11 protein-coding genes are annotated in these 12,881 nt (G+C 53.0%); 6 read left to right on the forward strand and 5 right to left on the reverse strand.

All coding sequences use genetic code 11. From position 1 onward, the window contains the following. Positions 1-1,011: a tryptophan--tRNA ligase gene (gene trpS / locus ACM67E_RS05715; RefSeq protein ID WP_416192646.1), complete on the reverse strand. Its 1,011-nt coding sequence runs from the start codon at positions 1,009-1,011 to the stop codon at positions 1-3. A gap of 262 nt (positions 1,012-1,273) precedes the next feature. On the opposite strand from trpS, the gene clpB reads away from it, so the two are divergent. Continuing rightward, the gene (clpB, locus tag ACM67E_RS05720; protein WP_416192647.1) at positions 1,274-3,847 is read left to right on the forward strand and encodes an ATP-dependent chaperone ClpB; all 2,574 of its coding nucleotides are present in this window, start codon (positions 1,274-1,276) and stop codon (positions 3,845-3,847) included. Positions 3,848-3,942: 95 nt separating this feature from the next. On the opposite strand, the gene ACM67E_RS05725 is transcribed toward clpB, so the two are convergent. From ACM67E_RS05725 to ACM67E_RS05735, 3 genes are all read right to left on the reverse strand, one after another. Next, a complete protein-coding gene (locus ACM67E_RS05725; RefSeq protein ID WP_416192648.1) occupies positions 3,943-4,914 on the reverse strand; it encodes an SPFH domain-containing protein in 972 nt (323 codons plus the stop codon). A gap of 23 nt (positions 4,915-4,937) precedes the next feature. Beyond that, complete coding sequence (locus tag ACM67E_RS05730) at positions 4,938-5,351, reverse strand: NfeD family protein (protein ID WP_416192649.1); 414 nt, start codon at positions 5,349-5,351, stop codon at positions 4,938-4,940. 206 nt (positions 5,352-5,557) lie between these two features. After that, the gene (locus ACM67E_RS05735) at positions 5,558-6,181 is read right to left on the reverse strand and encodes a LysE family transporter (protein ID WP_416192650.1); all 624 of its coding nucleotides are present in this window, start codon (positions 6,179-6,181) and stop codon (positions 5,558-5,560) included. A gap of 93 nt (positions 6,182-6,274) precedes the next feature. Here ACM67E_RS05735 and ACM67E_RS05740 point away from each other — a divergent pair, with 93 nt between their 5' ends. Together ACM67E_RS05740 and ACM67E_RS05745 are read left to right on the forward strand one after the other, a co-directional pair. Beyond that, positions 6,275-6,808 carry a hypothetical protein gene (locus ACM67E_RS05740; protein ID WP_416192651.1) on the forward strand — a complete coding sequence of 178 codons (534 nt, stop codon included), beginning with the start codon at positions 6,275-6,277 and terminating at the stop codon, positions 6,806-6,808. Between the two features lie 69 nt (positions 6,809-6,877). Next, on the forward strand, positions 6,878-7,930 hold the full coding sequence (locus ACM67E_RS05745; protein ID WP_416192652.1) for an NADP(H)-dependent aldo-keto reductase: 1,053 nt from the start codon (positions 6,878-6,880) through the stop codon (positions 7,928-7,930). Between the two features lie 206 nt (positions 7,931-8,136). Here ACM67E_RS05745 and ppx read toward each other — a convergent pair whose 3' ends face one another. Next, a complete protein-coding gene (gene ppx / locus ACM67E_RS05750; protein WP_416192653.1) occupies positions 8,137-9,642 on the reverse strand; it encodes an exopolyphosphatase in 1,506 nt (501 codons plus the stop codon). 191 nt (positions 9,643-9,833) lie between these two features. On the opposite strand from ppx, the gene ACM67E_RS05755 reads away from it, so the two are divergent. The 3 genes from ACM67E_RS05755 (at position 9,834) to ACM67E_RS05765 (ending at position 12,662) form a co-directional block, all read left to right on the forward strand. Next, complete coding sequence (locus ACM67E_RS05755; protein ID WP_416192654.1) at positions 9,834-10,466, forward strand: lytic transglycosylase domain-containing protein; 633 nt, start codon at positions 9,834-9,836, stop codon at positions 10,464-10,466. Between the two features lie 263 nt (positions 10,467-10,729). After that, a complete protein-coding gene (locus tag ACM67E_RS05760) occupies positions 10,730-12,112 on the forward strand; it encodes an MFS transporter (protein WP_416192655.1) in 1,383 nt (460 codons plus the stop codon). A gap of 1 nt (position 12,113) precedes the next feature. Next, positions 12,114-12,662, forward strand: a complete 549-nt coding sequence (locus ACM67E_RS05765) for a single-stranded DNA-binding protein (protein ID WP_416192656.1) — start codon at positions 12,114-12,116, stop codon at positions 12,660-12,662. Positions 12,663-12,881: the final 219 nt, after the last annotated feature.

Here is a 12,881-nt window from a genome sequence, read left to right on the forward strand (position 1 = left end):
TTAACCCAAAGCCCGAATACCCACGGCTTCGCGTGCTTGGTCGAGCAGAATGCGCGCTTCTTTGCGGGCTTTGGCGGCACCGGCCTGTAGAATCTCTTCGATTTTCGCAGGGTTGGCGGTGAGTTCGGCGTAGCGTTCGCGCGGTTCGGCGAGTTCGGTGTTGATTTTGGCGGCCAACAGTTTTTTGGCTTCGCCCCAGGCCAGGCCTTCGGCGAGCATTTGCGTGAACTCGGCGGTTTCAGACGGCGTGGCGAAGGCTTTGTAGATTTCGAACAGCGGGCTTTCGTCAGGCTGTTTCGGCTCGCCCGGCTCTTTCAGGTTGGTGATGATTTTGTTGACCGATTTTTGGGTTTTCTTATCGTTTTCCCACAGCGGAATGGTGTTGCCGTAGGATTTCGACATTTTGCGGCCGTCCAAGCCGACCAAAAGCTCGACGTTTTCGTCGATTTTCACTTCAGGCAGGGTGAAAATTTCTTTGAAGCGGTGGTTGAAACGGCCGGCGATGTCGCGTGCCATTTCGACGTGTTGGATTTGGTCGCGGCCGACGGGCACTTCGTCGGCTTTGAACATCAGAATATCGGCGGTCATCAGAATCGGGTAGCTGTACAGCCCCATTTCGATTTGGTGGTCTTGGTCTTCCTGACCGTTGTTGAGATTATCCTGCACCGCGGCTTTGTAGGCGTGGGCGCGGTTCATCAGGCCTTTGGCGGTGATGCAGGTCAGAATCCAGTTGAGTTCCATGATTTCGGGAATGTCGCTTTGGCGGTAGAACGTGGTGCGTTCGGGGTCGAGTCCGCACGAAAGCCAGGTGGCGGCCACGGCTTGGGTGGACTCATGAATCATGGCCGGGTCGTGGCATTTGATGATGCCGTGGTAGTCGGCGAGAAACAGAAAAGATTCGACGTTATCGTCTTGCGCGGCGCGGATGGCCGGACGAATCGCGCCGACGTAGTTGCCCAAGTGGGGAATGCCGGTGGTGGTTACGCCGGTGAGAACGCGTTTTTTGCTCATGGTTTTTCCTGTATGGAGGCTTTTTTGTGAAAGGCCGTCTGAAAAATAATCGGGGCTTGATTATACCTGATTTGAACGCATTTTTCAGACGGCCAGTAATGATTGCCAGTGAGGTCGTCTGAAAAGTTATGCACAAATTAATCTTATATAAAACAGAATATTAAATAAAATTCCGTCAGGATTTTCAGACGGCCTATTGAGTTATCCACAGATGGCTTTATATACGGGTTAACAGAATATTTCCACGAGAAGGAAGCAAAAGATGAGATTCGACAAACTTACCGCAAAATTCCAACAAGCCCTGCAGGAAGGCCAAAGCTTGGCCTTGGCGGCAGATAACAGCTATTTGGAGGCGGGGCATGTTTTGAAAGCCTTATTGGACGATCAAAACAGCGGAGCGGCGGCTTTGCTGGCACATGCGGGTGTGAATGTGGCGCAGGTGAAAAGCGGCCTGCAAACTTTGCTGGGCGGCCTGCCGAAAATATCGGGCAACGGCGGCGAAATCCTGCCGAGCCGCGAGTTGCAGGCGGTATTGAACCTGATGGATAAAGCGGCGATGAAACGCGGCGACGCGTATATCGCCAGCGAATTGTTTTTGTTGGCTTTGGTGCAGCAAAACGATGCCACCGGAAAAGTGTTGAAAACGGCCGGTGCGACCGAACAAAACATCAATGCCGCGATTGACGCGGTGCGTGGAGGACAAAACGTGAACGATGCGAATGCAGAAGACCAACGCGAGGCGTTGAAAAAATATACCACCGACCTGACCCAGCGCGCGCGCGACGGCAAGCTTGACCCCGTTATCGGCCGCGACGACGAAATCCGCCGCGCGATTCAGGTTTTGCAACGCCGCACCAAAAACAACCCTGTTTTAATCGGCGAGCCAGGCGTGGGCAAAACTGCGATTGTGGAAGGCTTGGCGCAGCGCATCGTCAACGGTGAAGTACCAGAATCTTTGCGCAACAAGCGTTTACTGGTGTTGGATTTGGCCGCGCTGATTGCCGGTGCGAAATACCGCGGCGAGTTTGAAGAACGCCTCAAAGCGGTGTTGAACGAATTGTCGAAAGACGACGGCAATACCGTGATTTTCATCGACGAAATCCATACCTTAGTCGGCGCGGGGAAAACCGACGGCGCGATGGACGCGGGCAATATGCTCAAACCGGCCTTGTCGCGCGGCGAACTGCACTGTATCGGCGCGACCACTTTGGACGAATACCGCCAATACATCGAAAAAGATGCCGCGTTGGAACGCCGTTTCCAAAAAGTATTGGTGGGCGAGCCGAGCGTGGAAGATACGGTAGCGATTTTGCGCGGTTTGCAGGAACGCTACGAAATCCATCACGGCATCGACATTACCGACCCTGCGATTGTGGCCGCAGCCGAATTGAGCGACCGCTACATTACCGACCGCTTTCTGCCCGACAAAGCCATCGATTTGATTGACGAAGCCGCCAGCCGCATCAAAATGGAACTGGATTCCAAACCCGAGCAGATGGACAAACTCGACCGCCGCATTATCCAGTTGAAAATGGAAAAAATGCATGTTGCCAAAGAAAGCGACGAAGCCAGCAAAAAACGCTTGGAATTGATTGACGAAGAAATCGACGGTCTGCAAAAAGAATACGCGGATTTGGACGAAATCTGGAAAGCCGAAAAAGCCGCGTCATCAAGTTCTGCCGACATCAAAAAGCAAATCGATGATTTGAAAGTAAAAATCGAGCAGGCCAAACGCAGCGGCGATTACGCCAAAGCCTCTGAGCTGGAGTACGGCGAACTGCCGAAATTAAGCCAGCAATTGGCCGCAGCCGAGAGCAATCCGGAAACCAAAAAAGCCAACAAACTGTTCCGTACCGAAGTTGGCGCGGACGAAGTGGCCGAAATCGTGTCGCGCATGACCGGCATTCCGGTGGCGAAAATGATGGAGGGCGAACGCGAAAAACTGCTGAAAATGGAAGAAGTTCTGCATCAGCGCGTGGTGGGGCAAGACAAAGCCGTTCGCGCCGTGGCCGATGCCATCCGCCGCAGCCGCAGCGGTTTGGCCGATCCGAACAAGCCTTACGGCAGCTTCCTGTTCTTAGGCCCGACCGGTGTGGGTAAAACCGAATTGTGCAAAACGCTGGCAGGATTCCTGTTCGACAGCGAAGACCATTTAATCCGCATCGATATGTCGGAATACATGGAAAAACACAGCATCGCCCGCTTAATCGGCGCGCCTCCGGGTTATGTCGGCTACGAAGAAGGCGGTTATTTGACTGAGCAGGTGCGCCGCAAGCCGTACAGCGTGATTTTGCTCGATGAAGTGGAAAAAGCGCATCCCGACGTGTTCAACATCCTGCTGCAAGTTTTGGACGACGGCCGACTGACCGACGGGCAAGGCCGCACGGTGGACTTCAAGAACACCGTGGTGGTGATGACCTCGAATATCGGCAGCCACCACATCCAAGAAATGGGCACCGCCGATTACGACGCGCTCAAAGAAGTGGTGATGGAAGACGTGAAAGAGCATTTCCGCCCTGAGCTGATTAACCGCATTGACGAAGTGGTCGTGTTCCACGGCTTGGGTCAGGAGCACATCCGCAGCATTGCCAAAATCCAGTTGCGCGGTTTGGAAAAACGCTTGGCGGCGCAAGACTTGCACTTGCGCGTATCCGATGCGGCTCTGGACATCATTGCCGAAGCCGGTTTCGATCCCGTGTACGGCGCACGTCCGTTGAAACGCGCGATCCAGGCCGAGATTGAAAATCCGTTAGCCAAGGCTCTGTTGTCCGGCAAGTATGCACCGGAGAGCTTGATTAACGTCACAGCCGACGGCGACAAGCTGGTGTTTGAATAACTGTAAAATCAATTGCCGGCCGGATTTACCGGCATAACGAAAGGCCGTCTGAAAGTGGAAATCAGCTTTCAGACGGCCTTTTTGTCATTCGGTCATTATTTTAAGATGGATGAAGAATTTTTATTCCCTTCCACAATCTTCAACCCTGCTGAAACCAGGCTGCCGATGTCGGCGACGTTGGCGGGCATAATCAAGGTATTGTTTTCTTTGGCCAGTTTGCTGAAGGCTTCGACGTATTGTTCGGCCACTTTCAAATTCACGGCTTCATTGCCGCCCGGGTGTTGCAGGGCGGCGGCAACGGCGCGGATGGCGTCGGCATTGGCCTCGGCCACCAGACGCAGGGCTTCGGCTTCGCCTTGGGCGCGGTTGATTCGGGCGATTTTTTCACCGTTGGACTCGTTAATCGCGGCTTGTGCTTCGCCTTCGGACTGCTGGATGTCGGCTTCGCGCTGGCCGCTGGCCAAGTTAATTTGTTCGATTTTTCGGCCTTCCGATTCGGCGATGCGGGCGCGTTTTTCACGTTCGGCGGTGATTTGTGCCTGCATGGCACGCAGGATTTCCTGCGGCGGAACCAAGTCTTTGATTTCGTAACGTAATACTTTTACGCCCCATGAGGTTGCAGCCTCGTCCAACGCCGATACGACGATGCTGTTGATTTCGTCGCGCTCTTCGAAGGTTTTGTCCAATTCCATGCGGCCGATGACCGAGCGCAGGGTGGTTTGCGCCAGTTGGGTAATGGCCATCACGTAATTGTTGGTGCCGTATGAAGCCAGCTTGGGATCGGTGACTTGGAAATAGATGATGCCGTCAACGGTAAGCTGGGTGTTGTCGCGCGTGATGCAGACCTGGCTCGGGACATCGAGCGGAATTTCTTTCAGGGTATGTTTGTAGGCCACGCGGTCGATAAAGGGAATCAGGATGCTCAAGCCGGGGTTGAGCACTTTGTGAAAACGCCCCAAACGCTCGACCACATAGGCTTCCTGCTGCGGTACGACCACGAATGCCTTGAAGCCGAAAACCAGTACGACTGCCAAAATCAGAATTGGGAAGCTGTATAACAATTCCATGTTTTTTCCTTAATGTGAATGGATTAATGTAAGTGAATCAATAAAATATTGCCGTTTTTGCCGGTAATCACGCCGGATTGCGCACCGGTGGCGGATGACGCGTTCAATGCCTGCGCCTGCCAATGCGTTCCCCGGTAAACGACCTCGTAAAAATCGGTATGAAGGTGGCGCGCAATCTGTACGGTTTGGCCGATGTCGAGATCGTTGGCGAGGTTTTCTATGTCCTCCGGTTTGCGGTGTTTTCGAATCCAACCCCGCGCCCACCAAATCCCCAACGCCGACAAAACGGCAGCCGTCAAAATTGCGGTGACGGTGTCGGCGGTAAACCATGCCACCAAGCCTGCGCCGAATAGGGCGGCACTCACCACCATCAGATAAATCGTGCCGATAAAGAGTTCCAATATCAGCAGGGCGGCGGCCAAGATAAACCAAATCATCGGACGGTCTCCTTATTAATCATTGTTCGAATTGATTTAATGTATCAAACCGTTTTGAAAATTCAAAATTTTATCTCATATTTTTACATAGGCTTGAAAGCAGAAAGGCCGTCTGAAAACGAGCGCAGCGGGTTTCAGCGAAGTTAAAACGGGGCGCAGCGAGTTTCTGAGAAACTGAAATTTTCAGACGGCCTTGGGTGGAGTGTTCAGGAAAATAAAGCCCTATAAATCAGATACCCGCCGAAACACAGGAAAAACAGGCCGGAGAAATTATCCAGATAGCGGCTGTATCGGCTGTAAAACCGTTTTACGGCCTGTCCGGAAAACAAAACCGCCAGGCTGGTAAAAAAGATAAGGGTTTCGACCCAAAGCAGGGCGAGTACACCGACGATTTGCCATGTTTCGGCAATATCCGCCAATACCGCCGACATCACGCTGCTGAAATAGACGACGATTTTCGGATTGGAAAGGTTGACCAGCAGCCCTTTTTTGGCTTCGTTCAATGGGCTGGAGGGCGCAGGGGCGGCAGCGGCTTCGGATTGCCGGAAATCGGCGTTTTGCCGTACATTGGCCATTTTCCAGCCCAAATACATCAGATAGCTGCCGCCGAAACACATCAATACCGCATTGAACATCGGGAAGTTTTTCAGCAGCAGGGATAAGCCGAGCATGGTGGCGGCTGCCCAAAACATGACGCCGGTCACGATGCCGAACACGGCAAACACGGCATTTTTCCGTCCGTAAAGTGCCGCGGTACGGGCAATGTAGAAGAAGTCGGGGCCGGGGCTCATCATGCCGAGCAGATGAATGACGATAATGTTCCAAATCATGGGGTTTTTCGTGCGGATTTCGGGTGTTAAAACCATTTCGGGGTGGCTATAATATCATTTTCCGAATCATTCCGAAGCGTTAGGATGGAAATCATGCAGAAATCGTCATTATTGTTATCGGCCGTACTGTTGGCGGCCTGCGGCGGAGATGCCGGCAAGCCTGCGGATGAAGCGCAAGCCGGTACCGCCCCCAAGCCCGTGTTCAAAGTGAAATATATCGATGAAGCCGCAATCGGCGGTTTGGCTTTGGGTGCGCCCAAAACAGACAAAACGGCCGACGGAAAACCGAGCGCGGTTTATGCCGTCGAAGGACTGGACGAAGGCAACCAGGTCGAATTAATCGGTGAGCGTAAAAATGATTTGGAGATGATACGCGGCACGTGCATGGAAACCGAGGGAGGCAAAAACATCGGCTGGCGCAAAGACGGCGCGTGCCATACCCTGTTTGCCAAGCTGGTGGGCAATGTGGCGGAGGACGATACGAAACTCACGGATTACCTTGTCAGCCATGCCGGTTTGAAAACGTATTCCGAAAACAAATCGGGTTATGCCGCCGTGCAGAACGGGCGTTATATTTTGGAATTGGACAGCGACGGCGCATTTTATTTCCGCCGCCGCCATTATTAACATGCTTTTCAGACGGCCTCAGCCATGTCTGAGGCCGTCTGAAAAAAAACGGTGCAAGAAAGGAATCATATGGAACAGCGCAAACTCGGCCTTACCGGTATCGAAGTCAGCAAAATCTGCTTGGGCACGATGACGTGGGGCGAACAGAACACCGAACAGGAAGCGCATGAGCAGCTCGATTACGCTTTGGCCAACGGCGTGAATTTTATCGATACGGCGGAAATGTATCCCGTGCCGCCCGGCAAGGAAACGTATGCGACCACCGAACGCTACATCGGCTCGTGGATTAAGGCGCGCGGCAAACGCGATGATTTTGTGCTGGCGAGCAAAATTGCCGGCCCTACCGGAGCCAACCGGCTGGAGAGCTATATCCGCAACGGCAACGATTTTTCCCGCGCGCAGATTTTGGAAGCCTGCGATGCCAGTTTGCAGCGGCTGAACACCGATTATCTGGATTTGTACCAACTGCATTGGCCGGAGCGCAAAGTCAATTTCTTCGGTAAATTGGGCGTGGCCGAATTGCCCGATGACGAAGCGTTCACACCGATTGAAGAAATTGTCGATGCGATGGGCGAATTGGTGAAGCAGGGTAAAATCCGCGCTTTCGGTTTGTCGAACGAAACGCCGTGGGGCGTGATGCGGTATCTGAATCAGCACGAGAAAAACAGCGGTTTGCCGCGCGTGGCTTCGGTGCAGAACCCTTATAATCTGCTCAACCGGAGTTACGAAGTGGATTTGAGCGAGATTTCCCTGCGGGAAGAAATCCCGTTGTTGGCCTATTCGCCGCTGGCATTCGGCGTGTTGACCGGAAAATACCGCCACGGTGCGAAACCGGAAGGCAGCCGATTGGCTCTGTTTGAACGTTTCCAACGCTACACCAAGCCGAAAGCGGATGAGGCGGTGGAGCGTTACGCGAAAATCGCCGAAGATGCAGGCCTGACGCTGACGCAACTTTCTTTGGCCTTTGTCACGCAGCAGAGTTTTGTCGGCAGCAACATCATCGGCGCGACCACGATGGAGCAATTGCGCGAAAACATTGCCACGGCGGAAATCGTGTTGGGCGAAGACGTGTTGAATGCGGTTAACGAGGTTCATGCGGAAATCAGTAATCCTTGTCCTTAAGCCGCATAACATCAGGCCGTCTGAAACGGGCGAAGTATTTCTGCGATGCTGAAATTTCAGACGGCCTTGCCAATCAAAGGTTCGGTTTGATGTGCCGCGGTTTATGGCGGTAACCGGAGCTGCGGCAAAATATCCGAATACAGCCGAAGCCGCACAGTCAAACGAAAGGCCGTCTGAAAATTCAGACGGCCTACGTTTTTTATTGCTTATAAGGTCTGCACATCAAACGGCAGGTTGATTTTATTCCATTGCTGGCTTTCGTAATCCAATGCAGACGCAATCAGCGGATGTTTGTCGAGCCAAGCCGCGCTGATGCGCAGTATCACGCCCTGTTTTTCCGCATCGATGCGGAATTGCAGCTGGTTGGGCAGTTCGAGCGGCAGACGGGCGCGGCAGAAGAGTGCGGCCAAACGCAGGGATAAAATCGCATACCACAGCACTTGGTTGTCGCCGGCAATATCGGTCATTTTCTTCAAATCGCCCCGATGCCCCAGCACCAAATGCGACAGAGTGGTCTGTTCCTTGCGCGAAAAGCCGGGCATATCGGCATTTTCCAGAATATAGGCCGAATGTTTGTGGTAGCTGGTGTGGGCGATGTCGATGCCGATTTCGTGCAGCAGCCCCGCCCAACGCAGAAACTGCTTCCAGTTGGCCAAGTCCTGCACCGGCACATTGCGCGCCAAACACAGGTTTTCCATAAAGGTTTGCGCAGTATCGGCCACACGCTTGGCCTGGTTCAGGCTGACGTGGTAGCGTTTTTGGAATTCGGCGGTAGTCTGGTCGCGCATGTCTTCGTTGAGTTGGCGGCCGATGAGGTCGTAAAACACGCCGTCGCGCAAAGCGGCTTCGGTGACCATCATTTTTTTGATTTCCAATTCTTCAAAAGCCGCCATCATGACGGCCAGGCCGCCGGCGAATACTTCCACACGCTCCGGTTTCAAATCGTTGAATCTGGCTTTTTTGACCGAACCGGCTTCGACAATCCTGTCCGCCAGCTTTTTCATGCCCTCATATGTAATGTCGGATTCCTGCGGGTATTCGGCAGCCAGCACGTCGCGGATGGACTTGGCCGAACCGGATGTACCGACGGCGAAATCCCAGCCGGTGCGCTTCATCATTTTGCTGATGCGCTGGATTTCGTTGCGCGCGGCGGAAATGGCGGCCTGAAAATCTTTGGCGGTGATTTTGTTTTGGAAAAAGCGCATGCTGTAAGTCACGCAGCCCAACGGCAGGCTTTCGGTGTGGATCGGTTTCAAATCCGAGCCGATGACGAATTCGGTCGAGCCGCCGCCGATGTCGATAACCAGCATCCGGTCGCCGTTGGGCGGCAGGGTGTGCACCACGCCGGTGTAAATCAGACGCGCTTCTTCGCGGCCGGCGATGATTTCGATCGGGAAACCCAGCGCAGCTTCGGCTTTGGGAATGAATTGGGCGATGTTTTTGGCGACGCGGAAGGTATTGGTGGCGACCACGCGGACTTGTTCGGGCGGAAAACCCTGCAGGCGTTCGCCGAATTTGGCCAGGCATTCCAAAGCACGTTCTTGGGATTCTTCGCTGAGAATTTTCTGTTCGTCCAAACCGGCGGCGAAGCGCACCATCTGTTTGAACGAATCGATGACTTTGAGCTGGCCGTTGTTGTTTTCACAAATTTGCAGGCGAAAGCTGTTGGAACCTAAGTCCACGGAAGCGAGAAGGTTTGAACCGGGTGTCATGGGAGGCAAAAAGTAGGTAGGGAAAGAAGGTAATATGTTACATGGTGCAAAAAACGCTGTCATCCCCTAATCAGGATAACCTTTGATTCAGTTCAAAGATACTCTTATAATAGGCCGTCTGAAATTTCAGACGGCCTGAAAAAAGGCATGAACCCTATATCAATAATGACCGAAAACACAATACGTTACCCATGAAAAAAAACGCTGCTCCGCTTTCTCAAGAATATTTGCAACGCCGCCGCCTGCTGATTGCGGGCGGCGCACTGCTTTTCAGCCCCGCCTTGGCCGTTGCCGGCGCGCAACGCGAGGAAACTTTGTCCGACGATGTGGCTTCCGTTATGCGCGGTTCCATCAATAATGTCAATCCAGCGCGTTTGGTGTTTTCCAGTGCCGCCGAAGGCGAACGCTGGCTGCAGGCGATGTCGGCGCGTTTGGCAAGGTTTGTCCCCGACGAGGCGGAACGCCGCCGTCTGCTGATTAATATCCATTATGAAGCCAGCCGTGCCGGTTTGAATCCGCAGGTGGTGTTGGGTTTGATTGAAGTGGAAAGTGCCTTCCGCCAGTATGCCATCAGCGGTGTCGGTGCGCGCGGCCTGATGCAGGTCATGCCGTTTTGGAAAAACTACATCGGCAAACCTTCGCACAACCTTTTCGACATCCGCACCAACCTGCGCTACGGCTGCACCATTCTGCGCCATTACAATAACGTGGAAAAAGGCAATCTGGTTCGTGCGCTGGCACGGTTCAACGGCAGCCTGGGCAGCAATAAATACCCCAACGCCGTGTTGGGGGCATGGCGCAACCGCTGGCAGTGGAGCGGATAAATCTGAATAAGGCCGTCTGAAAATTTAACTTCGCAGAAATTTATTGCGTGCGTTTTGGCCTCACAGGGATCCGTTGCGCTCATTTTAGCTTTGCTGAAACTCTCTGCGCTCGTTTTCAGACGGCCTGTATGGATTTCATTCAAAACCAGAACGCACCAACAAAGCAAATGCAAAGCGTTTTGAATACTGTATAATCTTTTACGTTAAGAACTTTTTAGATTTCAGACGGCATTGTCAGCAATGAGGCCGTCTGAAAAATTATTATGGCTAGAGACAACCGTATACAGATGTTTCCGCACGAATGGCGCGCCAGCACGACCTTGTCCGGCGTTTACGCACTGCGTATGCTGGGTATGTTTTTGGTGTTGCCCGTGTTGGCTCTGTATGCGGCGAACCTGCCGGGAGCGGAAAACAATAAAGCTTTAGTCGGCGTGGCAATGGGCGTTTACGGGCTGACTCAGGCGGTTTTGCAACTGCCGTTGGGCATGGCTTCGGATAAATTCGGCCGTAAAAAAGTCATTTATATCGGTTTGATTCTGTTTGCCGCGGGTAGTTTTATGGCGGCTGCGGCAGATTCGCTGACTATGCTGGTGGCGGCGCGTGCTGTCCAAGGAGCCGGGGCGGTCAGCGCGGCAGTTACGGCTTTGTTGGCCGATTTGACGCGGGACGAAGTGCGTACACGCGCAATGGCAATGATCGGTTTGAGCATCGGTCTGACTTTTTCTGTGAGCCTGGTGGCTGCGCCGGTGATGGCCGATGTAATCGGTGTGCAGGGGCTGTTTGTCTTAACGGGCGTATTGACCTTAACCAGCATAGGTGTGGTGGCATGGCTGACACCCAATCCGGACGTTTCGCGCCTGCATGAAGATGCGCAAGCACAGCCCGGTCGTGTGGCTGAGGTATTGGGCAACCGCCAGTTATTGAGTTTGGATTTCGGTATTTTCGCGCTTCATGCGGCGCAAATGGCTTTGTTTACTACGCTGCCGTTTGCAATGGAAGCTCTGGGATTGTTGAAAAACCAGCATTGGAAAGTGTATCTGCCGGCTACGGTCATCGGTTTGGTATTGATGGTTCCGCTCATTATCGTCGGGGAAACGCGCAACAAGCTGAAACAGGTGTTTGTATTCGGCATCGGCTGTATTGCATCCGCACAGATTGCTTTGATGTTCGGTCTGGACTCGATTTGGCTGATTACGGCCTTTATGATTGTCTATTTCATCGGTTTCAACATATTGGAAGCCAGCCTGCCGTCGATGGTATCGAAAATCGCGCCGTCGGATTTGAAGGGGACCGCGATGGGTGTGTACAATACCATGCAGTCAGTGGGCTTGTTTGTCGGCGGTGCTGTCGGCGGGATATTACTCCAGCATTACGGTTTTAACGGTGTGTTTGCCTTTTGCAGCGCATTGATGCTGCTTTGGCTGTTGATCGCATCAGTTTCTCCCGCACCGAAGCCGGTAAAGAATGTTGCTTATGCGGTACAGCCGCAATGGCACGGGCGGACCGACACGCTTTACCGCGCGCTTACGGGATTGCAGGGGGTAGAGGCCGTGACGTTCAGCCAAGACAAACATACCGTTTATATTAAAGCGTTGCAAAAAGGTTTCGACCAAAAGGCGGCGGAAAAAATCATTTCAGGAGATTGATATGTCATTGAATAAAGTTATCCTTATCGGCCGTTTGGGGCGCGATCCGGAAGTACGTTACATGCCCAACGGCGAAGCGGTGTGCAACTTCAGCGTCGCCACCAGCGAAACATGGAACGACCGCAACGGCCAACGCCAAGAACGAACCGAATGGCACAACATTACCATGTACCGCCGTTTGGCCGAAATTGCCGGCCAATATCTGCGCAAAGGCAGCCAAGTGTATCTGGAAGGCCGTATCCAAAGCCGTAAATACCAAGGTAAAGACGGTATCGAACGCACAGCCTACGATATTATCGCCAGTGAAATGAAAATGCTGGGCAGCCGCAACGATAACTCGGGCGGCGCACCTTATGACGACGGGGCTTATGACCAGGGTGGTTATCAAAGTTCGCAAGGTTATCAACCGGCTGCACCGCAGCAGTCTTACCAATCTGCACCGGCATATCAGCAGGAGGCTCCGAGTGCGCCTCCGGCAGCTCCTGCACGTCGGGCACCGGCAGCTCAGGCAGCCCCGGTTGACGATATTGATGACGACATTCCGTTCTGATTTCATAACATGAAACAGGCCGTCTGAAAAATATCCTTCCCTTTTCAGACGGCCTGCGGTTTATGTGACCAATAAGCTACGGAAAACCGCTGAATCAGGTTTTATTATTGCGGTTTTCAAGTTTGATGGTACAATAACGCCATCGAATCTTTTACGAGCAAGCCGCCGATACACAGGCGGCTTGTATTTTTATTTTGCGCCCGCGATTGACCTAATCGT

The organism is Neisseria sp. CCUG12390, from assembly GCF_047837985.1.
Classification (GTDB): Bacteria; Pseudomonadota; Gammaproteobacteria; order Burkholderiales; family Neisseriaceae; genus Neisseria.

Bases quoted from the DNA above. Each gene is read 5' to 3' on its own strand.
- trpS (WP_416192646.1), bottom strand. From the start codon at position 1,011: ATGAGCAAAAAACGCGTTCTCACCGGCGTAACCACCACCGGCATTCCC.
- clpB (WP_416192647.1), top strand. From the start codon at position 1,274: ATGAGATTCGACAAACTTACCGCAAAATTCCAACAAGCCCTGCAGGAA.
- ACM67E_RS05725 (WP_416192648.1), bottom strand. From the start codon at position 4,914: ATGGAATTGTTATACAGCTTCCCAATTCTGATTTTGGCAGTCGTACTG.
- ACM67E_RS05730 (WP_416192649.1), bottom strand. From the start codon at position 5,351: ATGATTTGGTTTATCTTGGCCGCCGCCCTGCTGATATTGGAACTCTTT.
- ACM67E_RS05735 (WP_416192650.1), bottom strand. From the start codon at position 6,181: ATGATTTGGAACATTATCGTCATTCATCTGCTCGGCATGATGAGCCCC.
- ACM67E_RS05740 (WP_416192651.1), top strand. From the start codon at position 6,275: ATGCAGAAATCGTCATTATTGTTATCGGCCGTACTGTTGGCGGCCTGC.
- ACM67E_RS05745 (WP_416192652.1), top strand. From the start codon at position 6,878: ATGGAACAGCGCAAACTCGGCCTTACCGGTATCGAAGTCAGCAAAATC.
- ppx (WP_416192653.1), bottom strand. From the start codon at position 9,642: ATGACACCCGGTTCAAACCTTCTCGCTTCCGTGGACTTAGGTTCCAAC.
- ACM67E_RS05755 (WP_416192654.1), top strand. From the start codon at position 9,834: ATGAAAAAAAACGCTGCTCCGCTTTCTCAAGAATATTTGCAACGCCGC.
- ACM67E_RS05760 (WP_416192655.1), top strand. From the start codon at position 10,730: ATGGCTAGAGACAACCGTATACAGATGTTTCCGCACGAATGGCGCGCC.
- ACM67E_RS05765 (WP_416192656.1), top strand. From the start codon at position 12,114: ATGTCATTGAATAAAGTTATCCTTATCGGCCGTTTGGGGCGCGATCCG.